Source organism: Roseibium sp., assembly GCF_965229775.1.
Lineage (GTDB): Bacteria > Pseudomonadota > Alphaproteobacteria > Rhizobiales > Stappiaceae > Roseibium.
Genome location: NZ_OZ245929.1, coordinates 2410166 through 2435618 on the forward strand (window position 1 = coordinate 2410166; position 25453 = coordinate 2435618).

22 protein-coding genes are annotated in these 25453 nt (G+C 61.3%); 17 read left to right on the forward strand and 5 right to left on the reverse strand.

The window, feature by feature from the left end; translation table 11 throughout:
- Positions 1-8 precede the first annotated feature (8 nt).
- From ACO07N_RS10970 to ACO07N_RS11050, 17 genes are all read left to right on the forward strand, one after another.
- Positions 9-707, forward strand: a complete 699-nt coding sequence (locus ACO07N_RS10970; protein WP_029064229.1) for a response regulator transcription factor — start codon at positions 9-11, stop codon at positions 705-707.
- 24 nt (positions 708-731) lie between these two features.
- Positions 732-2549, forward strand: a complete 1818-nt coding sequence (locus tag ACO07N_RS10975; RefSeq protein ID WP_421981050.1) for a stimulus-sensing domain-containing protein — start codon at positions 732-734, stop codon at positions 2547-2549.
- Positions 2546-3013 carry an HPr kinase/phosphorylase gene (locus ACO07N_RS10980; RefSeq protein WP_421981051.1) on the forward strand — a complete coding sequence of 156 codons (468 nt, stop codon included), beginning with the start codon at positions 2546-2548 and terminating at the stop codon, positions 3011-3013. The genes ACO07N_RS10975 and ACO07N_RS10980 overlap by 4 nt, the downstream gene beginning before the upstream one ends.
- A gap of 21 nt (positions 3014-3034) precedes the next feature.
- Entirely contained in the window at positions 3035-3322 is a 288-nt protein-coding gene (locus ACO07N_RS10985) for a hypothetical protein (protein ID WP_421981052.1), read from the forward strand.
- 73 nt (positions 3323-3395) lie between these two features.
- Positions 3396-3800: a PTS sugar transporter subunit IIA gene (locus ACO07N_RS10990; RefSeq protein ID WP_421981053.1), complete on the forward strand. Its 405-nt coding sequence runs from the start codon at positions 3396-3398 to the stop codon at positions 3798-3800.
- 22 nt (positions 3801-3822) lie between these two features.
- Positions 3823-4092: an HPr family phosphocarrier protein gene (locus ACO07N_RS10995; RefSeq protein ID WP_421981054.1), complete on the forward strand. Its 270-nt coding sequence runs from the start codon at positions 3823-3825 to the stop codon at positions 4090-4092.
- A 100-nt stretch (positions 4093-4192) separates the two neighbouring features.
- Positions 4193-5503 carry a class I SAM-dependent methyltransferase gene (locus tag ACO07N_RS11000; RefSeq protein WP_421981055.1) on the forward strand — a complete coding sequence of 437 codons (1311 nt, stop codon included), beginning with the start codon at positions 4193-4195 and terminating at the stop codon, positions 5501-5503.
- A 212-nt stretch (positions 5504-5715) separates the two neighbouring features.
- Complete coding sequence (ahcY, locus tag ACO07N_RS11005) at positions 5716-7104, forward strand: adenosylhomocysteinase (RefSeq protein WP_421981056.1); 1389 nt, start codon at positions 5716-5718, stop codon at positions 7102-7104.
- A gap of 243 nt (positions 7105-7347) precedes the next feature.
- The gene (locus tag ACO07N_RS11010; protein WP_421981057.1) at positions 7348-9858 is read left to right on the forward strand and encodes an ATP-binding protein; all 2511 of its coding nucleotides are present in this window, start codon (positions 7348-7350) and stop codon (positions 9856-9858) included.
- A 14-nt stretch (positions 9859-9872) separates the two neighbouring features.
- Positions 9873-11399, forward strand: coding sequence for a tRNA (adenosine(37)-N6)-threonylcarbamoyltransferase complex ATPase subunit type 1 TsaE (gene tsaE, locus ACO07N_RS11015; protein ID WP_421981058.1), 1527 nt, complete (start codon positions 9873-9875; stop codon positions 11397-11399).
- A 73-nt stretch (positions 11400-11472) separates the two neighbouring features.
- Positions 11473-12174, forward strand: a complete 702-nt coding sequence (locus ACO07N_RS11020; RefSeq protein WP_421981059.1) for a nucleotidyltransferase family protein — start codon at positions 11473-11475, stop codon at positions 12172-12174.
- Positions 12175-12181: 7 nt separating this feature from the next.
- Entirely contained in the window at positions 12182-15328 is a 3147-nt protein-coding gene (gene addB, locus ACO07N_RS11025; RefSeq protein ID WP_421981060.1) for a double-strand break repair protein AddB, read from the forward strand.
- Positions 15325-18834: a double-strand break repair helicase AddA gene (gene addA / locus ACO07N_RS11030; protein WP_421981061.1), complete on the forward strand. Its 3510-nt coding sequence runs from the start codon at positions 15325-15327 to the stop codon at positions 18832-18834. The genes addB and addA overlap by 4 nt, the downstream gene beginning before the upstream one ends.
- A gap of 85 nt (positions 18835-18919) precedes the next feature.
- Entirely contained in the window at positions 18920-19240 is a 321-nt protein-coding gene (gene trxA, locus ACO07N_RS11035) for a thioredoxin (RefSeq protein ID WP_306142470.1), read from the forward strand.
- Positions 19241-19383: 143 nt separating this feature from the next.
- A complete protein-coding gene (grpE, locus tag ACO07N_RS11040; protein WP_421981062.1) occupies positions 19384-20022 on the forward strand; it encodes a nucleotide exchange factor GrpE in 639 nt (212 codons plus the stop codon).
- Positions 20023-20097: 75 nt separating this feature from the next.
- The gene (locus tag ACO07N_RS11045; RefSeq protein WP_421981063.1) at positions 20098-20706 is read left to right on the forward strand and encodes a trimeric intracellular cation channel family protein; all 609 of its coding nucleotides are present in this window, start codon (positions 20098-20100) and stop codon (positions 20704-20706) included.
- A gap of 387 nt (positions 20707-21093) precedes the next feature.
- The gene (locus tag ACO07N_RS11050; protein ID WP_421981064.1) at positions 21094-21480 is read left to right on the forward strand and encodes a VOC family protein; all 387 of its coding nucleotides are present in this window, start codon (positions 21094-21096) and stop codon (positions 21478-21480) included.
- 601 nt (positions 21481-22081) lie between these two features.
- On the opposite strand, the gene ACO07N_RS11055 is transcribed toward ACO07N_RS11050, so the two are convergent.
- From ACO07N_RS11055 to sppA, 5 genes are all read right to left on the reverse strand, one after another.
- Complete coding sequence (locus ACO07N_RS11055; protein WP_421981065.1) at positions 22082-22990, reverse strand: ornithine cyclodeaminase; 909 nt, start codon at positions 22988-22990, stop codon at positions 22082-22084.
- A gap of 20 nt (positions 22991-23010) precedes the next feature.
- Positions 23011-23253 carry a hypothetical protein gene (locus ACO07N_RS11060; protein WP_421981066.1) on the reverse strand — a complete coding sequence of 81 codons (243 nt, stop codon included), beginning with the start codon at positions 23251-23253 and terminating at the stop codon, positions 23011-23013.
- 17 nt (positions 23254-23270) lie between these two features.
- The gene (locus ACO07N_RS11065) at positions 23271-23636 is read right to left on the reverse strand and encodes a lipopolysaccharide assembly protein LapA domain-containing protein (RefSeq protein WP_421981067.1); all 366 of its coding nucleotides are present in this window, start codon (positions 23634-23636) and stop codon (positions 23271-23273) included.
- 63 nt (positions 23637-23699) lie between these two features.
- Positions 23700-23999 (reverse strand): integration host factor subunit beta, encoded by a 300-nt coding sequence (gene ihfB / locus ACO07N_RS11070; protein ID WP_299476276.1) that lies wholly within the window; start codon positions 23997-23999, stop codon positions 23700-23702.
- A gap of 15 nt (positions 24000-24014) precedes the next feature.
- Entirely contained in the window at positions 24015-25001 is a 987-nt protein-coding gene (gene sppA / locus ACO07N_RS11075; RefSeq protein ID WP_421981068.1) for a signal peptide peptidase SppA, read from the reverse strand.
- Between the last annotated feature and the right edge of the window lie 452 nt (positions 25002-25453).

Sequence of the window (25453 nt, forward strand, 5' to 3'; positions counted from 1 at the left end):
ATTGAAGCATGCCGACGATTGCTCTGGTCGATGACGACCGCAACATCTTGACTTCGGTGTCGATTGCTCTGGAAACGGAAGGATATCGCGTCCAGACCTACACGGACGGGACATCCGCCCTGGACGGGTTGCAGAGCGACCCGCCGCAGTTGGCAATTTTCGATATCAAGATGCCGCGTATGGACGGGATGGAGCTCCTGCGCCGGCTGCGCCAGAACTCGGACCTGCCGGTCATTTTTCTGACATCCAAGGATGACGAGATCGACGAACTGTTCGGGCTCAAGATGGGTGCGGACGATTTCATCCGGAAGCCGTTTTCGCAGCGCCTTCTGGTCGAACGTGTCCGAGCGGTCCTGCGCCGCGCGCAGCCCAAGGACGCAAGCGCGCCGAGGGAAGATGCCGACAAGCTGCTCGAACGCGGCCAGCTGGTCATGGACCAGGAGCGCCACACCTGCACCTGGAACAACAAGCCTGTCACGCTGACGGTCACCGAGTTTCTGATCCTGTCGGCGCTTGCGCAGCGTCCGGGTGTCGTCAAGAGCCGGAACGCGCTGATGGATGCGGCGTATGACGATCAGGTTTATGTTGACGACAGGACGATCGACAGTCACATCAAGCGCCTTCGGAAAAAGTTCAAGGTGGTTGACGACGACTTCGACATGATCGAAACACTCTATGGCGTAGGGTACCGTTTCCGGGAAGTCTGAAACAGCCATTGAGACAAGGCGTGGATGGCGGTTGAAAGCGAGAGTGCTGAGAATATTGTCCAGCCTGATCCGTCCAGCGGATCGGACCGCTCGCGCTTGCGCCGTCTCGGCAACAAACGCATTCGCCGTCGGCTGTTCAGCCAGGTAGGCCGTATCTTCGGCACCTATGTCCTGTCCTCTCTGACGCGCAGGATCATCGCGATCAATCTTGTCGGCTTGCTCGCGCTCGTGATCGGCATCCTCTATCTGAACCAGTTTCGCGCGGGCCTGATCGATGCAAGGGTGCAGAGCCTCCTGACCCAGGGTGAGATCATCGCGGGAGCGATTGCCGCCTCCGCGACGGTGGACACCGGCACCATCACCGTTGATCCGGAGCGTTTGCTGCAGCTGCAGGCGGGTGAAAGCATAACGCCGACGGTCGATGATCTGGATAGCCTTGATTTTCCGATCAATCCGGAACGGGTCGGCCCGGTTCTGAGGCGCCTGATCTCGCCCACCAAGACGCGGGCACGCATCTACGATCCCGAGGGCATCCTCATTCTTGATTCGCGGCATCTTTATTCAAGTGCCCAGATCCTCCGCTTCGATTTGCCGCCGCCGACCGCCGAGGAGACGGGGTTCTGGGACTCCGCCTGGCAATGGACCAAACGCTGGCTCAGCCAGGGCGATCTGCCGCTTTACCAGGAAGTCGGGGGCGGTGACGGCCGTGCCTATCCGGAAGTGGAAGCCGCGCTTGCCGGCTCGCCGGCCAGTGTGACCCGGATTTCCCCGCGCGGTGAACTGATCGTGTCTGTCGCCGTGCCGATCCAGCGCTTCAGGGCGGTGCTCGGCGCGCTGCTTCTGTCGACACAGGGCGGTGACATTGACGCCATCGTGCGGGCCGAAAGAATTGCGATCATCCGTGTCTTCCTGTTTGCGGCGACCGTGACGATCCTCCTGTCGATCCTGCTTGCCGGCGCCATCGCCGGACCTGTGCGGCGTCTGGCCGCCGCCGCGGATCGGGTGCGCCGCGGATCCAATTCGCGCGAAGAGATCCCGGACTTTTCCGACCGGCAGGACGAGATCGGCCACCTGGCGCGCGCATTTAGGGAAATGACCAACGCGCTCTACAACAAGATCGACGCGATCGAGAAATTTGCGGCCGACGTGGCGCACGAACTCAAGAACCCCCTGACGTCGCTCCGAAGCGCGGTGGAGACATTGCCGCTCGCAAAGACCAAGGCCTCGCAGGACCGGCTCATGGAAGTGATCCAGCACGACGTGCGCCGCCTCGATCGCCTGATCAGCGATATTTCGGATGCCTCCCGCCTGGACGCCGAACTCGCGCGCATTCAGTCCGAAACCATCGACATCGCCGAGTTGCTGCGCAACATGGCCGATGCGGTGAACCAGCGGACGGGACCGCAGGAAACCAAGGTCAAGTTGACGGTCGCCGATGCACCCGGCCAGAAACCCTATCAGGTGCAGGGACACGATATCCGGCTCGGCCAGGTGATCAGCAATCTTCTCGACAACGCGCGCTCCTTCTCGCCCGAAGACGGAACCGTCCGCATCGACCTTGCGCGCGAGGGGCGCAGTATCCGGATCACGGTTGACGATGACGGACCGGGTATCCGGGCGGAAAACACGGAGCGCATCTTTGAACGGTTCTACACGGACCGGCCGGACGGCGAAGGCTTCGGCAACAACTCCGGTCTTGGCCTGTCGATCTCGAGACAGATCATCGAGGCGCATGGCGGATCGATCTCCGCGACCAACCGCAAGGAAATGGACGGCGACGGCGAAGCGGAAATCGTCGGGGCCCGGTTCACGATCTACCTGCCTGCCGGGTCGGGTAAGTGAGCGCGCAGACGGTCCACGCCAATTGCCTTGTCGTCGGCACGCACGGGATCCTGGTTCGAGGCCGGTCCGGTAGCGGCAAGTCGGAACTGACCGACCTCCTCATCGAAGCGGCCGGTGTCAAGGGCAATCTGGGCGTCCTGGTTGCCGATGACCGCGTGTATCTGTCTTCCCTTGACGGACAGCTTTTGGCCCGTGCCCCGGAAACGATCTCGGGTCTGATGGAAGTCCGCGGCAGGGGAGTGGTGAAAACGCTCTCCATGGCCGCAGCGAAGATCGATCTGCTGGTTGATCTGAAACCGGAGAGCGCGATCGAGCGCCATCCGGACAGTGCTCTCGGTTGTGAGAAAATGGACGGCGTCCCGGTCCCGGTTTGTACCTGTCCGGAGAACAGGCCTCTGGAAAGCATGCGGCTGATACGCTGGAGCCTGAGGGAGCTTTTCCCGGGAGTACCGGACTACATTTAACGTTAGGGTACGGACCCATAAATGAAGCCGATTTGGCGGCAGAAATGGCAAAACAGCGCGAGGAAGCGTGCGCAGAGCGGGCTTTTTGCCCGGTCAAGCGCGGTGACGCTGCGAGGTAAAGCTATTTTGCCGTCCTTCGGATTTGGCCGTTTTGGCCATCTGCCGCGTCGCGAAAGGCTTGAAAATGAACCACATTTCCTGCGCTTTCGCTCCTCACAGATGGCCAAAACGATCCAAACCAAATTGGCTTCATTTATGAGTCCGCACCCTAGGCTCGCGTTTTTTGCTTGCAACTGGTTAACCGGTTGAAGAGAGTGCATCAGACTGATAGAGCCATGGTCCGCCCAGGGCATATGCAAACGATAGTCAGGCTGAAGACCGAATGATCGGACTAGTACTTGTTACGCACGGACGTCTCGCTGAAGAATTCAAGGCGGCGCTGGAGCATGTTGTCGGTCCCCAGGAACAGGTCGAGACCATTTCCATTGGCCCGGATGACGACATGGAGCAGAGGCGGCAGGATATCCTGTCGGCCGTCGAGGCCGCCAATTCCGGGAACGGTGTTGTGCTCCTCACGGACATGTTCGGCGGAACGCCGTCGAACCTCGCGATTTCCGTCATGGACAGCAAGTCGGTCGAGGTGGTCGCCGGGGTCAATCTGCCCATGCTGATCAAGCTGGCCAGCGTACGTGCGGACAGGGAATTGGCCGATGCCGTAGACGAGGCCCGCCAGGCCGGTCAAAAGTATATTTCAGTTGCGAGCCAGGTGCTGTCGGGACAGAACTGAAACGAATAGGACAGCATTGGACTTGATTGAAAAAGATCTGACCATCGTCAACCGCCGCGGCCTCCACGCGCGCGCCTCAGCCAAACTGGTCAAACTCGTCGAAACATTCGAAGCCGACGTGCATGTGTCGAAGGACGGCCAGACCGTCGGGGGCACGTCGATCATGGGGCTGATGATGCTCGCCGCCAGCCCGGGGTGCTGCATTAGGGTGTGCGTCAGCGGCAGCGACGCCGAGGTCGCTCTCGCCGCGATTTCCGAACTTGTCGAAAGCGGATTTGGCGAGACGGACTGATATTGGAAGCTCGTGCCGTTGCATCGATCCGTCCGGCTCCGCCCCGATGCGGTCCGGTGTGTCGGAAAAGGACGGCGCACCGCATCTTTGAAGGACTATCATGGCAAGCCAATCCGGTGACCGTACCCTTGCCGCAGCCCGAGCTGCGCTCAGCCACATTCACGAGGCGCTGGACCTGGAATTCGGGTTCGAACTCTGGGACGGCAGCCGGATCCCGGAAAACATGGAAGCGGACGGTCTGCGGATCGCCGTCGCACCGGCGGCGCTGACCAAACTGCTGCGCAGTCCGCGCATCAAGACCGTCGTCGATCTTTATTCGACGGGAGAAATCGACCCGCGCGGCGGAACGATCTTCGAATTCGCGGAAAAGCGCCCGAAGCTGAAAAGCCGGGAGCTGCGCAAACGGCTGAACAAGCTTCTTCTGATGAAGAACGCAGCATCGCTGTTCCTGGGAGCGGGCAAATCTGCGGCGCAGGAACAGGAAGACGGCCTGGATGCGGGAGCGGCCGCAGACAGGGGGTCGGGCAGCCGCAAGGACGACATCGCATTCCACTACGACGTCTCCAACGAGTTCTACAGGCTCTTTCTCGACCCGGAGATGGTCTACACCTGCGCCTATTTCAGGGACTGGTCGAACGATCTGGCTACCGCCCAGAAAGACAAGCTCGACATGATCTGCCGCAAGCTGCGCCTGAAACCCGGTGACCGCATGCTCGACATCGGCTGCGGCTGGGGGGCGCTTATCTGTCATGCGGCCCAGCACTATGGCGTCACGGCTGTCGGTGTGACCCTCGCTGAGGAACAGCTCAAGCTTGCGCGCGAACGGATCGAGGCACGCGGGCTGCAGGACAAGGTGTCCGTGGAACTGATCGATTACCGGGACATGAAGGGCCAGCAGTTCGACAAGATCTCCTCGATCGGCATGTTCGAGGCCGTCGGCCTGGACAATTACGACAACTACTTCCAGAGCGTCCATCGTCTGTTGAAGCCGCGCGGGATCTATCTGCATCACGCCATTACCCGGCGCGGCAAGAAGGATCTCAGGAAGTTTCGCCGCAAGAAACCCGAATACCAGGCGCTTGTCCGCTACATATTCCCGGGAGGCGAGGTTGATCATATCGGCTGGACCCTCACCAATCTGGAGGCGCATGGCTTCGAAGTGCACGATGTGGAAGCCTGGCGCGAACACTATGCGCGCACGACACGGCTGTGGGCGGAAAACCTGATGGCGGTCAGGGAGGCCGCGATCGCAGATATCGGTGAACAGAAATACCGGCTCTGGCTGGCCTATCTGTGCGGGGTTTCGCTCGGTTTCGAACGCGGCTCGATCGGCATTTTCCAGACGGTGTCGTCGCGCAGAACCAAGGGGCCGTCCGGGTTGCCGCCGTCCCGCGAGGACCTTTACAGATAATCGTTCACCTTTCTGACTAATGATATAAAGAATTCTTTATATCTTTATTGCATGAAGTCCTTCCTGGCGCTATAACCGCCCCCAACGGCTTCCGGCGTGCTCCGGAAACCGGCTTGCGGCTGCCGTTTCGATCGATCCTCGCGATTGACGGGAAAGCGGGCTGCGTTCACCAGGCCGGCGCAATCAGCTGGATTCAATTGCAGGACATATTCATGACCGACTACATCGTCAAAGACATCGGGCTCGCAGACTGGGGCCGCACCGAAATCGAGATCGCCGAACACGAAATGCCGGGCCTCATGGCCTGCCGCGAGGAATTCGGCGATGCCAAGCCGCTGAAGGGCGCCCGGATTGCAGGGTCTCTTCACATGACCATTCAGACGGCTGTTCTGATCGAAACGCTCGTGGCGCTGGGCGCAGAAGTCCGCTGGGCCTCCTGCAACATCTTCTCCACGCAGGACCAGGCAGCTGCCGCGATTGCCGCTGCCGGCATCCCGGTTTTCGCCGTCAAGGGCGAGACGCTGGAAGAATATTGGGACTACGCCGACAAGATCTTCGATTTCGCCGACGGCGCAAACATGATCCTCGACGATGGCGGCGACGCCACGCTCTATATCCTGATGGGAGCACGGGTCGAGGCAGGCGAAACCGGCCTGATCGAGAACCCGCAGTCCGAGGAAGAGGAATGCCTCTTCGCCCAGATCAAGAAACGCATGGCGTCGCATCCGGGCTGGTTCACCAAACAGCGTGACCTGATCCAGGGCGTTTCCGAAGAAACCACGACCGGTGTTCTGCGTCTTTATGAAATGCAGAAAAACGGACAGCTGCCGTTCCCGGCCATCAACGTCAATGACAGCGTCACCAAGTCCAAGTTCGACAACCGCTACGGCTGCCGCGAATCCCTCGTCGACGGCATCCGCCGCGGCACGGATGTCATGATGTCCGGCAAGGTCGCCGTTGTCTGCGGGTACGGTGATGTCGGCAAGGGCTCCGCCCAGTCGCTGGCCGGTTCCGGTGCCCGCGTGATCGTGACGGAAATCGATCCGATCTGTGCGCTCCAGGCGTCTATGGACGGCTACGAGGTGAAAACCATCGAGCAGGCACTGCCCGAAGGCGACATCTATGTGACCGCGACAGGCAACAAGGACATCATCACCCTGGACCACATGCGTGGCATGAAGGACATGGCGATCGTCTGCAACATCGGCCACTTCGACAACGAGATCCAGGTTGCCGCTCTGAAGAACTTCAAGTGGCGTCCGGTGAAGGATCAGGTCGACATGGTCGAGTTCCCGGACGGCAAGCGGATGATCCTGCTGTCGCAGGGCCGTCTTGTGAACCTCGGCAACGCCACCGGCCACCCGAGCTTCGTCATGTCTGCAAGCTTTACGAACCAGGTTCTGGCCCAGATCGAGCTCTACACCAAGGGCGATCAGTACCAGAACGAGGTCTATGTTCTTCCGAAGCATCTCGACGAAAAAGTCGCACGCCTTCACCTCGAGAAACTTGGCGTCACGTTAACTGAATTGACCGACAACCAATCCGATTATCTGGGGATTAATAAGGCCGGTCCGTTCAAGTCAGAGCACTACAAATACTGATTTTCGAAATCGCGGCTACTACATGTGGTAATGGCCGCGATTCGACCATGTGAACAAAAAAATGCAGAACCCTTCAAATTGAAGGGTTCTGTTAACTTTTCGGTTACGGACTCTTCTGCGTGATTCTCAAAAAGGTTATGGTTGAAACGAATCAGGGGCCAGGAGGCAAATGTCTCTGATTTGCTCCCATAAACCGGGGGCTGCACCCGCACAGCGGGAAAGGCGGCGTAAGGGGATCAGGAAATGCCGAAAGGCAGCAGGGACGACGTGCACAGGGGCACGCCGTGGCGAGATCGGAGTCTGAAATCTGTTAAGCTCGGCAGCACAGCGCTTGCCGGCTACGGCCTCATGACGGCGCCGGTTTCCGCCGACATGCTCGCCAACACCTCCGCCGCCATCAATCCGGGCGCCATGATCCTCGTCGGCGCCGTCGGCGGCATGTGCGCCTTTGCCGTAACGGCGGCAATCTCCCTCATCCGGCACCGCAAGCAATCTGCTCAAATCACCGCAGCGCTCGAGAAGGAAAAGGCGGATCTCAAGTTCCGTGTCGACCGTCTGGAGGCCATGCTGAACACGGACGAGCAGCGTGTCATCGTCTGGACGGGCAACGGAGCCGTTCCGCAGATCTGGGGTGTGCTTCCCGAAAAATCCGGTGTTCCACGGCCGCCGGCACAGCTTCTGGCCTTTGGCAGCTGGCTCACCGCGAAATGCGCTGGCGACCTTGAGCGCCACCTCGACATGCTGTTTCGCGCAGGCGAGGCCTTCACGGCCACGTTGAAGACCCGCACGGGCACGTATGTTGAGGCACTGGGGCGCACGACCGGAGGCGCCGTGGTTCTCAGACTGCGTGACCTGACCGGCGAACGGCAGATGCAGGCTGAACTCGCCGCACGCAACGCCAAGATCTCCGGCGAGTTGCACATGCTGCACGCCTTGCTGGATGCCATGCCGGCACCGGCGTGGCAACGGGACTCGGAAGGCAAGCTGACCTGGGCAAACGCGGCCTATGCGGAAGCGGTTGAAATGCCGGACGCGGAAAGGGCGGTGAAGGACGGGGTCACGTTCCTGGATGCCGCGGCCCGCACCGCAATGGCAGTCCAGCGCACGGAAGACGGTTGTTTCAGCGCGCGTATCCCGATCGTCGCCTCGGGCGCACGTCGGGTGTTCGAGGTCACTGATGTCAATGCGAGTGTCGGCGGCGCCGGCATTGCCGTGGACATCAGCGAACTTGAACAGGCGCGCAAGGAGTTGGGCCGCGCCGAAGACTATCACGGCCGCACCCTGGATCAGCTTGCCGCTGCTGTCGCGATTTTCGGCAGCGATCGCAAGCTGCAGTTCTACAACGCCGCCTTCCGTCAGTTGTGGGACCTGGACGACGCCTTTCTGGAAAGCAAGCCCGAGGACGGCACCGTGCTCGATTCGCTGCGCGCGTCGCGTAAACTGCCGGAGCAGGCCGACTACCGCGTCTGGCGCACCAAGATGCTCGAGAGCTATCAGTCGCTCGAGGCACGCGAAAGCTGGTGGCACCTGCCCGACGGGCGCACCTTGCGCGTCATCGCCAACCCGCACCCGCAAGGCGGCGTGACCTATATCTACGAGAACTTTACCGAACGGCTGGACCTGGAAAGCAAGTACAACGCATTGACGCGTGTGCAGGGTGAAACACTGGACAACCTGTCCGAGGCCGTCGCCGTGTTCGGCTCCGACGGCAAGCTGAGGCTCTGGAATCCCGCATTCGGGCGGATCTGGCAGATCGATGAAAACCGGCTCGCCGAATTGCCCCATGTCAACGAAGTCGTCTCTGCCTGCACGCTCAGCGAAACGGAAGAGACGGCCTGGCAGCAGCTAGCCGGAAACGTCACCGGCCTGCTGGACAACCGTACCCACAAGGTCAGCCGCCTGGAGCGTCACAACGGCGACGTTCTCGACTATGCCACCGTCCCACTGCCGGACGGAGGCACGCTCGTCACCTTTGTGGATGTCACCGACAGTGTGAATGTTGAGCGCGCGCTTCTGGAGAAGAACGAGGCCCTGCAGCAGGCGGACCAGATCAAGAACGCCTTCATCCAGCACGTTTCCTACGAACTCCGCTCGCCGCTGACCAACATCATCGGCTTTGCGCAGCTTCTCTCCGATCCGAAATTCGGCGACCTGAGCGAGAAGCAGGGCGAATATGCCGAATACATCCAGTCGTCCTCGTCCGCCCTGCTGGCGATCATCAACGACATTCTCGATCTGGCAACGCTTGACGCGGGCATCATGGAACTCGATCTCGGCGAGGTCGATGTGGCCTCCACCGTGTCGGCCGCCGTCGAAGGGCTGAAGGACAGGATCGCGGAAGCGCAGATCACCCTGCGGATGGACGTCCCGGAAAACATCGGTGTGATCGTTGCCGACGAGAAACGCCTCCGCCAGGTCCTGTTCAACCTGATCGCCAACGCGGTCCGGTATTCGGAAGAAAACGGCGTGGTCGATGTCAGCTGCAACCGCGACGAGGAATCGGTCACCTTCGTGGTGCAGGACCATGGCTACGGCATTCCGGCCGAGGTGCTGACCCAGGTGTTCAACCGGTTTGTCGGCCACGACACCGGCAGCCGCCGGCAGGGCGCGGGACTTGGCCTCGCGATTGTGAAGAGCTTTGTCGAATTGCATGGCGGCAGCGTTGACATTCAGTCGGCGGAAGGCAAGGGAACGACGGTCACTTGCGTGTTTCCGTCCCAGCCCGAACTGGCAGACCAGGTCGCCGCCGAATAGCAACAGGACGGCCCATGGCAGAGCATCGGCTGCGGGAGCTTCCTGCGTCAATTCTCAGACTGGAGACGAAGGACGAGGCCGAAACGCGCCTGCTTGCCGAAGATGTTGCCATGATCTTGAATGCAGGGGACGTCGTCTGCCTCTCCGGTGATCTGGGAGCGGGAAAGTCCACCTTCGCCCGAGCCTTGATCAGGGCGCTTGCCGATGACGAACTCCTGGAAGTGCCCAGCCCGACATTCACGCTCGTCCAGTCCTACGAGTTGCCGAGGTTCGACCTTGCACATCTTGATCTCTACCGCCTCGAGGAGCCGGACGAGATCGAGGAGCTCGGGCTCGCAGACCTGCTGCAGACGGGTGCGGCACTGATAGAATGGCCGGAAATGGCGTCTGAATTCCTGCCGCAAGACGCTTTGTGGGTTCAGATCAGCCAGCCGGACGCGGATGCCGGGCGGCGGCAGTTCGATTTTTATTCCTCTCGCGAGGACTGGCAGGGTCGGATCGCGCGGACGCAGGACACGCGCAGCTTTCTCCGCACGGCGGGTCTCGGCAATGCCGGGCGCCGGTTCCTGGCAGGCGACGCCTCCTTGCGGACGTTTGAAAGCATTGCGGACGCGGATGGAAGACGGGTTCTGATGCAATGGCCGTTTCGCGAGGGCGGCGTTCCGGAAAATGTGCGCGCCTACATGAAGGCCGTTCATCTGGCTGAAGACTGCCGTTCGGTCCTGGCGATCGGCATGGAGTTGCGCAAACGGGGCCTCAGAGCGCCGGAGACGATTGCCGCCGATCCGGAGAAGGGTCTTGTCCTCCTGGAAGACCTCGGACGGGAGACGATTGTCGTCGACGGAAAGCCCAATCCTGAGCGCTACGAGGTTGCCGTCGATGTTCTCGCGACCATGCACAGTCAGACTTGGCCCGATGCCGTGGATTTACCGGAGGGCGGCAGGTACGCGCTGCAACCCTATTCGGACAGCGCTCTGATTGCGGAGGCTTCGCTTTTTCTCGACTGGTACGTCCCGGAAACAGGCAAGGTTTCCGTCGATGCAGCGTTGCGGAAAGATTTCGAAGTGCTCTGGCAGGAGGCCCTGAACGGCATGGCCGATGCGCAAAGAGGCTGGGTGTTGCGTGATTTCCATTCTCCGAACCTGCTCTGGCAGCAAGGCGCTGAGGGAACGGACCGCATCGGGCTGATCGACCTGCAGGACACGGTGATCGGACCGGTCGCCTACGATGTTGCCTCGCTCCTGCTCGATGCACGCACAGACATCGGCGTCGAACTGGAAACGCGTCTTTACGATGCCTATGTCAGGCAGATGGAAACGCTTTTGCCCGGCTTCGACAGGCAAGGCTTTTCCAGGGCATATTCAGTGATGGCTGCCCAACGCATCACCAAGATCCTCGGGATCTTCGTGAGGTTGGCACGGCGGGATGGCAAGCCGTCATATTTGAGCCATCTGCCGCGTATGCTAGGCTATCTGGACCGGGTGTTCGAGCGTCCGGGCATGTCGGAACTGAAAGACTGGTATGGGCAATTCCGGCACTGAGGGCTCGCAGATTGGCCGGAACAATCGTTTGAGAGACAAGATGACACAACCGCGGTTTCGACCAACAAAGGCCATGATTCTTGCGGCCGGTCTCGGCAAGAGAATGCGGCCCCTGACGGCGACAACGCCCAAGCCGCTGATCGAGGTCAACGGGCAGGCGCTGGTCGACCATGGCATGGACCGTCTCGCGGCCGCCGGTGTGAAAACCTGTGTCGTCAACGTTCATTATCTGGCCGACCTGGTCGAGGTGCATGTACGCCGCCGCCAGGACATGGAAATTCTGATCTCCGACGAGCGCGAGGAGCTGCTTGAAACCGGCGGCGGCATCAAGAAAGCGTTGCCGCTCCTTGGGGATGACCCGTTCCTGCAGTTGAACGCGGACACCTGTTACTGGATCGAAGGTGTCAAACCGAACCTGGAACACATGATCGATGCATGGGACGGTGACCGCATGGACGCCCTGCTGCTGGTCGCCGAAACCGTGAAGTCGGTCGGCTATTCGGGGCGCGGCGACTTTGAACTTGCCCGGGACGGCAGTTTGACAAGGCGGCTGGAAAAGGGCGTCACACCCTTTGCCTATGCCGGTGCGGCCATCCTCCATCCGAGGGTCTTTGAAGGGGCGCCGGACGGGCCGTTCTCGATGAACATCCTGTTCGACCGGGCGATCGAGGCCGGCCGTCTCTTCGGTGTTCAGATGGAAGGCCTCTGGCTCCACATCGGCACGCCGGATGCGATCCGCGCGGCGGAATATGCGGTTCGAGAGAGCGCGGCCTAGGGTACGGATGTCCAAGCGACCGCGCCTTTATTCCGTTCCGCCGTCCGTTCCGTTTCTAGAGACGCTGGTCGATACCCTTGTCGACGGTACCCTTGTTCCGGGCTTCCGCCCGCTGGACGATCCGCACCTGCTCGCGTCTGCGACCATCTATCTTCCGACACGGCGGTCGGCGCGACTGCTGCCCGCGATCTTTCAGAAGAAGTTCGGTGCACGGCCGGTCCTGCTTCCGAAGATCAGACCTGTCGGAGACGCGGACGAAGACCTCTTGAGCCTCGACGCGTCGGCAGATCTTGCTCCCCTGCCACCTGCGATACAGCTGACGGAGCGGCATCTGACGATGACACGGCTCGTCATGGCGTGGAAAGGCGCGCTGCGGCGCGAAGTTCTGAATCTGCGCCTCGATGAGCCCCTTGGCGTTCCGGCCTCGACCGCCGATGCCGCCTGGCTCGCGGCCGACCTCCTGGCCCTCATGGACGAGATCGAGACGGAGGAAGCGGACTGGTCGGAAATCGGGTCGCTCGTTCCCGAGGACTTTGCCCGCTATTGGCAGATCACGCTCGATTTCCTCAAGATTGTGCAGGAGGCCTGGCCGGCGCATCTTGCCGAGCGGGGACAGATGGACCCCAAGGCGCGCAGATCCGCCTTGATCCGGCGCGAAGCGAAACGGCTTGCCGGAGAAGTTTCTGACGCTCCTGTTGTCGTGGCCGGCGTGACCGGGTCGGTTCCGGCGACGGCCGAACTGTTGAAGGTCGTTGCCGGCCTTCAGCGCGGCGCCATCGTCCTGCCCGGGCTGGACCCGCATCTCGACGACCGGTCCTGGTCTCTCTTGAGGACCGATGGCGGGTCCGCCAGAGCCGGCGGACATGCAGGTGGGCTGCGTCCGTCGTCCTTGCCGTCGCATCCGCAGTTTTCCTTCAGGCAGCTCCTGGACAGGCTCGGGGCCACGCGGTCGGATGTTGTTCCGCTCGGGAACCGGATGAGTTCCGGGCAAGCGCTCCGGGAAAAACTGGTTTCCGAGGCGTTGCGTCCCGCCGACACGTCCGATCAGTGGACCGCGTATCTGGCCGAAACCGGCGTCGCGGAGCGCACCGCCGCCCTTGACGGCGTTTCGCTGCTTGTCGCGCGCAACGAGGCGGACGAGGCCCTCAGCCTTGCCATCGCCCTGCGTGAAGCCATTGAACGGGGCGAGACCGCCGCCCTCGTCTCGCCTGACAGGATGCTGACCCGCCGGGTCGCGGCGGAGCTGACCCGCTGGAACATCCAGGTTGACGACAGCGCAGGCCGCCCGCTCGACCAGACGGCCCCTGCCGTCCTGCTGTTGCTGTCTGCAAAACTGGCGCTGAACGGCTGCGAGCCGATTGATCTTCTCGCGCTTCTGAAACATCCGCTCGCACGCCTCGGCCTGCCTTTCAAGGACATCCGGTCCGCGGCGCGGGCGCTTGAACGCGGTGTGCTTCGCGGCCCGAGGGCAAGGCCCGGAACGAGCGGTTTGCGCGCGGCGGTGGAGGCGAGCCGCAACGCGGCGGACACGGCGCACATGCCGCGCTGGAAGAAGGTGCATGACGGCGACTGGGATGTCGTCGCCGATCTGGTTGAAAGACTGGCCGCCGCGCTCGCGCCGCTCGAAGCCCTGGCGGAGAGCGCCGGGCCGGTGCCGGTCACGGAGCTGGCGCGCCTGCAGGTGGATGTCGTCCAGTCAATCGCGGCCGATGAGACCGGCTCCTGCGATGAACTCTATGCCGGTGAAGCCGGCGACGCGCTTGCGTTGTTCCTGAACGGCTTTCTGGAGGCCGAAGCAAGCGGATTGGCGATCGCGCCGCCGGAATGGCCGTCCGTCCTGCCCGCGTTCATGGCCGGTCAGGCCGTTCGGCGGCGATTGCCCGGAGATCAGAGGGTTCAGATCCTGGGGCCGATGGAAGCCAGGCTGCAAAGTTTCGACTTTGTCGTTCTGGGCGGCCTGAACGAGGGGGTCTGGCCTCAGCGGACACGCAACGATCCCTGGCTTAACCGTCCGATGAAACGGGATATCGGCCTGGAACCGCCGGAACGCCGTCTGGGTGCCTCTGCGCACGACTTCGCGCAAGGCATGGGCGCCGCCCGCGTTCTGCTGTCGCGAAGCGCAAGAACCGACGGGGCGCCGACCGTCGCGTCCAGATGGCTGCAGCGCCTGACCACCCTGGCCGGGCCGGATGTCGCTGGCGCGATGGAGCGGCGCGGCAGTCTCTATCCGCGTCTCGCGGATCTCATCGACCGGCCGGCAGGGCCGGTCAGGCCTGCGATGCGTCCGGGCCCTTCGCCCCCGCTTGCCGCGCGGCCGCATGCGCTGTCGATAACGGAAATCGAGCGATTGATCCGGGACCCTTACGCGATCTTCGCGCGGCATGTCCTGGAGCTACAGCCGGTCGACCCGATCGGCGGCGAACCCGGAGCGGCCGACAAGGGCAACCTGATCCACGATGCGCTTGCCCGGTTCCTGTCGACCTGGTCCGGCCCGTTGGACGACAGCGCCCTGGCGGCGCTGACGCAGATCGGCGAAGAGCTGTTCGAGCCGCTTGATGCCTTTCCGGCCATACGGGCCATGTGGTGGCCGAGGTTCCAGAAAATTGCCGCGGGTTTCGTCGCCTTCGAAAACCGGCGCGAACAGGAAATCGACAACCGGTTCCTGGAAATCGGCGGCGGTGTCGAGCTCCGGCTCCCGGGTTTCGAGTTCCGTCTGCGCGGGCGGGCGGACCGGATAGATATTCTGAAATCTGGCGGTCTTTCGGTGATCGACTACAAGACCGGTCAGGTGCCCTCGCAAAAACAGGTGGACGCGCTGCTGTCGCCGCAGCTCTCGCTTGAAGCCGCCATGGTGCGCCGGGCCGGTTTCAAGGGTGTGCCGTCCGACCGACCCGTATCGGAGTTGCTCTATCTGCAGCTGAAGGGCGGCGATGAGGCCGTCGTTCCGCTTCTGCGGAACCCGAAGGAGCGGGAGCTTGAGGATCTGATCGAGGATGCCTGGACCCGTCTCGAGCAGCTGATCGCCCATTATTGCGATCCCGGGACCGGTTATCTTTCCCGCGCCCGCGTGATGCGGGGACGGGCCCTGGACGGCGACTATGACCATCTTGCCCGGGCGCAGGAATGGGCGCTCGGCGGCGAGGACACGCCATGAGCGGTTTCCAGATCCCGGAACTGACGCGGCAGCGTCAGGATCTTGCGTCCCGGCCGCGCGCATCGGCCTGGGTGAGCGCCAATGCCGGCTCCGGCAAGACATTCGTTCTGTCGCGCCGTGTCGTGCGGCTGCTCCTGGACGGTACCGATCCCGGCCGCATCCTGGCGCTGACCTTCACCAAGGCCGCGGCCGCGGAAATGGCGACCCGCGTCTTCCGGATCCTGGGCGACTGGGTGACGATGTCCGATGATGTGCTGGCGACAGAGCTTCAGGCCATCGAGGGCCGAAGGCCTGATGCCTCCAGGCTTGCCATGGCCCGGAGGCAGTTCGCCCGCGCGCTCGAAACGCCCGGTGGCCTCAAGATCCAGACCATCCACGGTTTCTGCGAAGCGCTGCTGCATCAGTTTCCGCTCGAGGCGAACGTGGCCGGGCACTTCTCCGTGCTCGACGACCGTGTCGCCGCCGAGTTGATGGCGGAAGCACTTGGGGGTGTGCTGCACACGGCGGAGATGCAGCCGGAAAGCCCTCTCGGCCATGCACTTGCATCGGTAATCGATCTCATGAGTGATGGCGGGGTCCAGAAAGCGCTGGAGGACGTGATCCGGGACCGGGATTCCTTCCGCCGCTGGACGGTCGATGCCGGTGGTTTTGAAGCAGCGCTCGTGGAACTCGCCGGTTTGCTGGGCGTGTCTCCCTCGGACCGGCTTGCCGATTTCGATGCACGCTTCATGGAAACGTGCCCGCTGGATCTGAACATCTGCCTGAGCTTTGGCGAGGCCTTGCTGACAGGAGGCAAGACGGATCAGAAACGGGCAGAGGATCTTGCCAATGCACGCCGCCTGAAAGACCCGGCCCTGTTCCGGGAGGCGTGGCAATCGATCTTCCTGACCTCGAAACTGGAACCGCGAAAGTCCCTGGCGACCAAGAAGGTCGCGGCGGACTTCCCGGAGATGGTCGACAGGCTGGTGGCCGAACAGGAGAGGATTCAGGCGCAGCTGGACGAGCGCCGGAAGATCGTGACCTTCCAGGGAACCGCCGCGCTTTTGCGTCTCGCCGAAGCGGTCATTGCGCGATACGAGCGCGCCAAGACCGGGCGCGGGTTTCTGGATTTCGAAGATCTCGTCGTGAAATCAGCGACGTTGCTGCAGAAGTCGGATGCGGCGCTTTGGGTGCAATACAAGCTGGATCAGGGACTGGACCACATCCTTGTCGATGAGGCCCAGGACACGAGCCCGCGCCAGTGGGACGTGGTGACATCGCTCGCCTCGGAATTCTTTTCCGGAACGGGGGCTCACGAGCGCACCAGGACGCTCTTTGCCGTCGGTGACGAGAAGCAGTCCATCTACTCCTTCCAGGGCGCGGTCCCCGCCTATTTCGATGCGATGCGGCGCGCCTTCTCTAGCAAGGCAGAGGCGGCCGAACAGGAGTTTCACTCGGTCAATCTTCAGCTCTCCTTCCGCTCCACGCCGGACGTACTGGGAGCGGTCGACAAGGTCTTTCAGGACGAAAGCGCACATCGCGGCTTGTCCCAGGACGTGAGTGCCCCGGTGCACGAGGCGATCCGGCGTGACCCCGGCATCGTCGATCTGTGGCCGCTCGAGGCCGATGCGGAAACGGAAGAGCCGGAAGACTGGCGCTTGCCCATCGACCACATCGGCTCCGGCAGTCCGATGCTCAAGACTGCCCGGAGGATCGCTGCCGAGATCGCCGGCTGGGTCCGTCGCGGTGAGGCCGATCCGGGCGACGTCATGATCCTGGTCCGCAAGCGCGGTCCCTTCGTTGATGCCCTGAACCGGGAACTCAAGGCGCTCGATATTCCGACGGCAGGCAGTGACCGGCTTGTCCTGACCGAGCATATCGCCGTTCAGGATCTGACCGCGCTTGGCCGTTTCATGCTGTTGCCGGAAGACGATCTGTCGCTAGCAGCCGTCCTGAAGAGCCCGATCTTTGGCCTCCTGGACGACGATCTGGTCGAGATCGCACGCGAAACGGATGACAAGGCGCGTCCCGGAACGCTGTGGCAAATGCTCGTGAAACGATCGGAAACCGAGGAAAAGTGGCAGTCGGTCCGGGCTCGCCTGGAAGACTGGCGCGCGCGCGCCGATTTTGTTCCGCCGTACGAGTTCTTTGCGCGGCTGCTCGGGCCGGATGGCGGACGCAAGGCTTTCCGGGCGCGCCTCGGTGTCGAGGTTGACGATGTTCTGGACGAGTTTCTGGCACTGACAACCGCGTATGAACAGTCCGGCACTCCAGGACTGGAAGGGTTCCTGGCCTGGCTGGCCGCCGCGCCGACGGAAATCAAGAGGGAACTGACCAACACCAAGGGTATGGTCAGGATCATGACCGTGCACGGATCAAAGGGTCTGGAGGCCCGGATCGTGGTGCTCGTCGACCCTGGTGCCGCGCCGGTGAGCGCGATTCATGACCCGTCCTTCCTGCCGTACAAGCGCTTGAACAACGACCTGCTTCCGCCTGCGCTTGTGTGGTTGCCGCCGAAGGTTGACCGGACACCGTGGCACGAGGCCGCGGTTGAGGACCTTCGCGCAGTCCAGGCCGAAGAGTACAGACGGCTTCTCTATGTGGCTCTGACGCGCGCGGAAGACCGCCTGGTCGTGTGCGGGTGGGAACCGAAGCGCGGGCAGCACGAGGAGTGCTGGTATGCGCTTGTGGAGCGGGCGCTGAAACCCGGAGCGGAAGAGCTGACGAACGACCGGGGCGAAGTCATCGGCTGGCGCTGGCAGATGACCGCCGCCGACGCCCACACGCCGTCCGGAACCGGAAAACCGTCGCAAATGCCGGGCGGAGAGCAGCCTGAGGAGTTGCCGGACTGGCTGCTGACGCCCGTTGCACCGCAGCCCAGGAAAAAACGTCTGCAGCCGTCACGGGTTTTCGAGGAACTCGAAACCAAGGACGGGATCGAACCGGTTCCTGCACCGGCCCGTCTGCTGGGCAACACCCAGCCCGCGTCCTGGCCCCTGGAGCGTGGCCGCCTGGTTCACCGGCTTCTGGAACTTTTGCCGGCGATACCCGAAGAAGAACGCCTTGCGTCGGCGGACCGGTTTTTGAAGCAGGAACTAAAAGCCGAATTTGCCGGATATGCGGACCGGCTGCTGAACGAAGTCGCAAAGATCCTGCAATCGGACGATTTTGCGCCGCTGTTCGGCGGCGCCACACAGGCGGAAGTTCCGGTCGTCGGCTCGATTCGGACCAGTGACGGCATCGAAGTCGACATCTCCGGACAAATCGACCGGCTCCTGGTTGAGGATAACCGGGTTGTGATTGTGGATTACAAGACGAACCTCAACCCGCCCGAAACCGTCGACGCCGTACCGCTCGAATACCGTGCCCAGCTCAGTGTTTACAGGGAGTTGCTGCGCCGGATCTATCCGGACCGGGACGTATCGGCCTGCCTCTTGTGGACTTCCGTACCGTCCGTGATGGAAATTCCGTCGGAGATTCTCGATGCAACCCTCAACAAGCTCAGGCCCGATGGCACTTCGGCTTGACGACCGGCTTGCCGGTACCTACGTTCGGGCCAACAGACACGCTTACATCGGGTAGGCGTGACACAGCGAACCACGAGATCTAGATATGGCAACCACCCAAGTTACCGATGCTTCCTTCGAAGCCGAAGTTCTGAAATCCGATGGCCCCGTCGTCGTCGACTTCTGGGCCGAATGGTGCGGTCCGTGCAAAATGATCGCGCCCGCTCTTGAGGAAATCTCCGACGAGATGGACGGCGCGGTGAAGATCACCAAGCTCAACATCGACGAGAACCAGGACATGGCCATGAAATACGGCGTCCGTTCCATTCCGATGCTGATCCTGTTCAAGGACGGCGAGCCCATGGCGACCCAGGTGGGTGCAGCGCCGAAGGGCAAGCTCGCGGACTGGATCAAGAGCGCCATCTAACCCAATCTTCTGGCGGCTGCCCGGCTGCGGATCATAAGGACGCATCCGGCGGATAGGCGATGGCTTGTCCGCCGATTTGCTTTGAAATCTCCGCGACCGGACGTATAAGCATCCGCATACAGATCGAGCCGAACGGAACATCAATGAGTGACGAGAACAAATCCCCGGAAGACCAGCCGTCCGACCCGGCCCGGGACGCTGACGCCGCCGCAGCACAGACGGACGCGCCCGAGGCAGCAGCCGATCCGGTCGAGGTGCTGAAAGGCGAGAACGCGGAGCTCAAGGATCGGGCCCTGCGCGCCATGGCGGAAATGGAAAACCTGCGCCGGCGCACCGAAAAGGAGGTCAAGGACGCAAGACAATATGCCGTGTCCGGCTTTGCACGTGACATGCTGACAGTGTCGGACAATCTGCGCCGCGCGCTTGAGGCCCTGCCGGAAGACGACCGCAAGAATGCCGATGCGGGTGTCGCGGCGCTGATCGACGGTGTCGAAATGATCGAGCGCGACCTGCTCAACCAGCTCGAGAAGAACGGCGTGCGCAAGCTGGAGCCGGAAGGCCAGAAATTCGACCCGAATTTCCATCAGGCAATGTTCGAGGTCCCAAACACCGAAGTCCCGAACAACACGGTTGTTCAGGTCGTGCAGGCGGGCTACGTCATTGGTGAACGTGTGCTGCGCCCGGCGATGGTCGGCGTTTCAAAGGGCGGTCCGAAGGACGCACCGCAGCCTCAGGCCGAGGGCGGCAGCGAAGCGGGACAGACCGTCGACAAGAACGCTTGACGCGGACCTCTATGAACTCTTTTCCTGAAAGCCGCTCCTGACGGAACCGGGAGCGGTTTTTTGTTGGAGACTGCGATGCTGCTTCAGCTGCTCGATTATCTGGGCGTCGCCGTGTTTGCGGTCACGGGCGGCATCGTTGCGTCTCGAAAGCAACTCGATTTCATCGCGCTCCTCTTTTTCGCGACCGTGACCGGCATCGGCGGGGGGACCTTGCGCGACCTGTTGCTCGGAGTGCCCGTCTTTTGGGTCGAGAACGAAGCCTATCTGCTGGTCTGTCTTTTCGTCAGCATTCTCGTCTGGTTCTTCGCGCATCTGATCGAACGTTTGAACAAGCCGCTCAGATGGGCGGATGCGGTCGGCGTATCGGCATACTCCGTGATGGGGGCGGCAAAGGCCATGTCGGTCGGCGACACCGTGCTGGTCGCCGTCCTGATGGGCGTTGCCACGGCCACTTTCGGAGGTGTCATCCGCGACACGATCGCAGGCGAAGCGTCTTCGATCGTCAAGCCGGAGATCTATGTCAGCGCCGCCTTCGCGGGCGCCGGAAGCTTCGTTCTGCTCGCCGTGCTCGGAGTGCCACAACTCGCCGCAGCCGGTCTGGCGGCGCTCGTCGCACTCGTTCTTCGCGGTGGCGCCATCCAGAAAGGCTGGACCTTGCCGGGCTACGGACGATCACGTCCGTGAGGCTCGATTTTGTTTTGGCAAAGCGCTTCAAGATGATGGGAAAGTGCACTAGAGCATTTTCCGACCAATTTGGATCATTTGACCGAGGCCCTTTTTCGCGCTGGCGAGACGGTTCGCCCGCCGTGGTGTTGCCCACCACAAGGGTGAACCAACGACGCCAGAGCGGAAAAGGGCCCGGCCAATCTTGATGTTTGTCGCTTGAATGCGTTCCACAAAGGGTGAGGATATCCAGCCCATCGGCTGCGTTGTGCCACTTGCACGATGCACCGCATCGCGCTTCGTGACCCGCCTGGCCGAGTGAACCGGATATCCGCATCAAATGATTCAAATTGGTCGGAAAATGCTCTAGGTTGTGCATCTCGCGTAACGGAGCAGGTTGAGGTTGCAATGGGTGAGCATGGCACATTCTACTGGAACGAACTGATGACGCGCGACACCGGCAAGGCCCGGGAGTTCTACGGCAAGTCGCTCGGCTGGACCTTTGCCGAGATGCCGATGGAAGACGGCACGGTCTACGTTGTTGCCAATCTTGGCGACAAGCCGGTCGGCGGCATGTTCCAGATGAATGGCGCTCATTTCGAGGACGTTCCGGAACACTGGATGTCCTATATTGCGGTCGACAATATCGACGAGCGGCTTGAACTCGCGCTCGCCCATGGAGGCGAAGTCATCAGGCCACCCTTTGACGTCGCGGGTATCGGCCGGATTGCAATCCTGAAGGATGTCGGTGGTGCCGTCCAGGGCTGGATGACACCCGCAGAAATGGCCGATTAGAGCCACTTCTGCCCTGTCCCGGATTCACCTCTCACCGCCATCCCGGACGCAGCAAAGCGGAGATCCGGGACCGCAGGGCCGCCGCGTTGGCGAAAAACAGGACATGGCGGCTCCCCGATCCCGGCTTGCGCTGCGCTTGGCCGGGATGACGATCGAGAGTGGAAATGCCAGGAACAATCCTGTCGGTCGTCATTGCCGGACTTGATCCGGCAATCCATGCCGCTTCGTCCCGGCAACGAAAAGCCGTGCAAGCGGAACCGTAATCATCAGAGACGAAACGCCATTCAAAAATCCAGCCTAAACCCAGGCTTCGGTCTGAATGTTCTGCACAAAAACAAAGCCGGTTCCTGAGGAACCGGCTTTTTGTTTTTCCTAGAAGACAAGCCCCGACGTGGCTGAGACATAGAAAATCAGGCCAATCGATATTGCTGGTAGGCTTGCCGAATAGGCAAGTGTCGTCAGCATTGTTCTGCTCCTTTGCAAAACGCTATGGGGAAGCGTTGTACGCTCTGCCTTATCCGGCAATAAACTGTCAAACGCTTCTAAAGTCTCCCCCTCTGCTGCGTACTAATGTGGTGTCTCGCGTGCCGAGTTCCAGATCTCAGGATCTCAAAAAAACGTGTGCGGCAAGTGCGTAGTCTTCGAGACCGGTCTTGGTGCTTGGAAGAAACAGCGTTCTCTGGCCGTAGTAACGCCTTCCGGCCTTGCTGCCCTGGGCAAGTTCGAAGAGGTCGGCGGCACACTCCAGATCGGCATTTGCCGGAGCGGATTTGTCGGAGGAAAACAGCCGTGCTTCCTCCAGGAAAGCCGACGGCACGGTTGCCCTTGTGTCCAGGACGTCGACATGGCAGCCGACGGGCGGGTCGAGATAGGTGAGCGCGTGATACGTCCCGCTTTCGCTGTCGGGACCGGCGATGCAGATCATGTCGGCGCCTTCCTGCGCAGCATGAATTTCCGTGGTCTCGCCGAGGCTGACCTTGGCAAGGGACGGCTGGTTCGCGGCCTTCCTTCGTGTCTCCGCCGAGGTCCCGGCAAACAGGATCGATGTCAGGTTCCGGGTCGTGGCAAAGGCCGACAGGACGCGCGGCAGCAGCGGGTTGTCGCCGATGACCAGGAGCCGTGCCGTATCTTCGCGGGACAGATAAGAGGCAGCCAATGCATGCAGGGCGGCGGTCCGCCACGCGCTCAGGCGCATGCCGTCGATGAGGGCGATGGGCTGGGCGCCGGTCCCCGAGAACAGAATGTAAAGGCTCGAGGAACTCGTCTTTTGTTCCGGCAGTTCTAGGGAAAGACTGCAGCCGACATAGCCGCGGGTAACGTCCCTCTGCGCCGCGAAATTCGTCCAGGCGGGCTGGACGTTGAGGCGTCCTGCCGTCTCGTCGAGACGCTCGACCTGCTGCTCGGGGATGGTCGGCGCGATTGTATTGGACCGGAAGGCCCGGCGCAGTGTTTCGATTACGTCTCTGTCTTCCAGGCAGGCGTCAATCTCGTCGCTTGAGATAATCCGCATTCATCCGTCCGGTCCTAGGGTCAGGACTCATTAATTTGGTTTAATTGGCGCAGCAAACGGCAATGAGCTGCAAGGAAAATCGCGACAAGCGGGCTTCCTGCCCGGTTGAGCGGTTTGACGTGGCGGATCGAAGCCGTTTTTGCGTCCCGCAGGGATAGGGTGAATTTGCCCGGCAACGTCGTTGCAAATCTTTGGAAACCGGATGGTTTCCTGCAGCTTTGCGCCTCGTATCCGAACAAATTCATCCCTACCAATTCATCCAAATTAATGGGTCCTGACCCTAGGCAGCCGAGCGCTTGTCCGGCGCAAGCAGACCTTTTGTATTTGCCGAAGGCTGTGTGGCGCCTGTCATTTCACGAAGCTGATCGGCTTCCTTGTGCCACTTGTCTGCCTCGCGGCGCTTGAGCCGCGCTTCTTTCCGCCAGCGACCCTGTTTCGCCCAGGCACCCAGGCCGCCAACAACGATGCCGACACCGAGGCTTGCGAAAATCACCCAGAACAGCGGGATGTCGGGAATTGTCAGCCGCGGGTCCTGAGGGTCGAACGGATTGAGAGACAGATTGACGGTGTGCCTGTTTGCAACGGACAACGGCACGAGAACCACCGCGATCGCCAGAAGGATCAGGTTCTTGATGAAGCGGGTCAAGTCGGTCTCCCCGGAAGTGTCAGGTCAATGCTCAATTTCGGACGATGGACCGGCGAGTGCTGCTCAATCGTCGCCGTGGTCGACACCGTCATTCAAACGTATACGCATTTCCTTGCCGGTTTTGAAGAAGGGAACGTGTTTCTCGTCCACTTCCACTTTTTGTCCGGTTCGCGGATTGCGTCCGACACGGGCGGGCCGGTTTTTTACGGAGAAGGCGCCAAATCCGCGCAATTCAACCCTGTCTCCACGCATGAGGGCCTCGGTGATCTCATCGAGAATTGCATTCACGATATTCTCGACATCACGCTGGTAGAGATGCGGATTCTGTTCTGCGATATGCTGAACCAGCTCAGATTTGATCATTGAGAGCCCCCTCGCTTACGGTTTTTGTTCTGCCGCGTCTGAAGCCTGCCAAACGGATACGAGCCCGTCAAGCGTAAGGCCCCGTGGAATCAGCCCCTTAGCGTCATTTAACGGGTTTAAGATGGCAGATCCGATGCCTTTTCCGAATTCTCGCGAGATTCGAGAGGAGAATGGCAGCTCTTCAAGGTTTTCGTTTGTCGTCCATGTCAGCACCGGCAGATCCTTGGAAACCCCTTTTTCCGTCTCAAGCCATTCGACTGCCTTGTCCTCGCCCCCGATGGCATCCACCAGCTTGTTTTCCAGTGCGCTGTGTCCCGTCAGGATGCGCCCGTTGGCGAGATCCTTGGCGGTCGTCTCGTCAAGCTGCCGGCGTTCGGCAACCAGGCCGACAAACCAGGTGTAGGAGTCGTTGACCAGCGACTGAAGCATCGCGCGCGCCTGCGGTGTCGTCGCCGAATAGAAATCCGGCTCAGCCTTCAGCGGTGCGCTTTTGACGGCTTCCATTTCCACGCCGACCGTGTTCAGCAGCTTTTCGAAATTACCGAACTGGAACAGGACGCCGATCGAACCGGTGATGGTGTTGTAGCGCGCGACGATATGGTCGGACGCAAGCGCCACCATGTAGCCGGCCGACGTGCCGATTGTGCGGATCTCGGCGACCACCGGCTTCTTTTCCGCCAGTTCCCGCAAGGCCTGATAAAGCGCTTCGCCGCCGGTGGTGCTGCCGCCCGGAGAATTGATGGAGATGACAACGCCCTTCACGGCATCCGCCTTTGCGATCTTCTCGATCATCTTCAGCGTTTTCCGGTTTTCGACGATGACGCCTTCGATCGGGATCCGGGCAATATGGGCGGACCGCTTGGAAAGACCCGACACGCCCGACACGAACGCCAGGCCGGCAATGAGCGCCCCTGCAACAATGATGAACGTCGCCGCGCGCCAGAACGTCACCTTACGCCGCAACCGTCTTCTGTCCACGAGCGCATCAACATCAACAGCCATGTACCGGGCCTCTCCGAACAAGATCTTTTGAAAACCAAGCACCTAAATAGGGTGAGTGTCCTGCGAATTGCAATCGCTTATCGGACTCTGGCACCAGAATGAGGCAGTTTGGGGCAGGGAGCGGGATTATTCCATGTCGACTGGGCGAATCGCCGCACTAGGTGACGGACCCATAAATGAGGCCGAAATGGTTAGAGGCGGCGTGCTTTCCGTCAAGGCGCTAAAGCGCAGGAAATGTGGTTCATTTTCAAGCCTTTCGCAACGCGGAGGAGGCGCAATCCGGTCGAATCCGAAGGACATGGAATTGGCTTCACCCGGTGTTGACGCGTGCTTGACCCGGCAGCAAGCCCGCTCCGCACACCCTTCCTAACAGGATTTCGCCATTTCGCACGCCATTTCAGTCTCATTTATGGGCCCATCACCCAGCGGTTCTGAGCGCGCGGCGAGCCTTG

Coding starts and splice junctions, on each gene's coding strand:
- ACO07N_RS10970 (WP_029064229.1), top strand. CDS start 9: ATGCCGACGATTGCTCTGGTCGATGACGACCGCAACATCTTGACTTCG.
- ACO07N_RS10975 (WP_421981050.1), top strand. CDS start 732: ATGGCGGTTGAAAGCGAGAGTGCTGAGAATATTGTCCAGCCTGATCCG.
- ACO07N_RS10985 (WP_421981052.1), top strand. CDS start 3,035: ATGAAGCCGATTTGGCGGCAGAAATGGCAAAACAGCGCGAGGAAGCGT.
- ACO07N_RS10990 (WP_421981053.1), top strand. CDS start 3,396: ATGATCGGACTAGTACTTGTTACGCACGGACGTCTCGCTGAAGAATTC.
- ACO07N_RS11000 (WP_421981055.1), top strand. CDS start 4,193: ATGGCAAGCCAATCCGGTGACCGTACCCTTGCCGCAGCCCGAGCTGCG.
- ahcY (WP_421981056.1), top strand. CDS start 5,716: ATGACCGACTACATCGTCAAAGACATCGGGCTCGCAGACTGGGGCCGC.
- ACO07N_RS11010 (WP_421981057.1), top strand. CDS start 7,348: ATGCCGAAAGGCAGCAGGGACGACGTGCACAGGGGCACGCCGTGGCGA.
- tsaE (WP_421981058.1), top strand. CDS start 9,873: ATGGCAGAGCATCGGCTGCGGGAGCTTCCTGCGTCAATTCTCAGACTG.
- ACO07N_RS11020 (WP_421981059.1), top strand. CDS start 11,473: ATGATTCTTGCGGCCGGTCTCGGCAAGAGAATGCGGCCCCTGACGGCG.
- addB (WP_421981060.1), top strand. CDS start 12,182: ATGTCCAAGCGACCGCGCCTTTATTCCGTTCCGCCGTCCGTTCCGTTT.
- addA (WP_421981061.1), top strand. CDS start 15,325: ATGAGCGGTTTCCAGATCCCGGAACTGACGCGGCAGCGTCAGGATCTT.
- trxA (WP_306142470.1), top strand. CDS start 18,920: ATGGCAACCACCCAAGTTACCGATGCTTCCTTCGAAGCCGAAGTTCTG.
- grpE (WP_421981062.1), top strand. CDS start 19,384: ATGAGTGACGAGAACAAATCCCCGGAAGACCAGCCGTCCGACCCGGCC.
- ACO07N_RS11045 (WP_421981063.1), top strand. CDS start 20,098: ATGCTGCTTCAGCTGCTCGATTATCTGGGCGTCGCCGTGTTTGCGGTC.
- ACO07N_RS11050 (WP_421981064.1), top strand. CDS start 21,094: ATGGGTGAGCATGGCACATTCTACTGGAACGAACTGATGACGCGCGAC.
- ACO07N_RS11055 (WP_421981065.1), bottom strand. CDS start 22,990: ATGCGGATTATCTCAAGCGACGAGATTGACGCCTGCCTGGAAGACAGA.
- ihfB (WP_299476276.1), bottom strand. CDS start 23,999: ATGATCAAATCTGAGCTGGTTCAGCATATCGCAGAACAGAATCCGCAT.
- sppA (WP_421981068.1), bottom strand. CDS start 25,001: ATGGCTGTTGATGTTGATGCGCTCGTGGACAGAAGACGGTTGCGGCGT.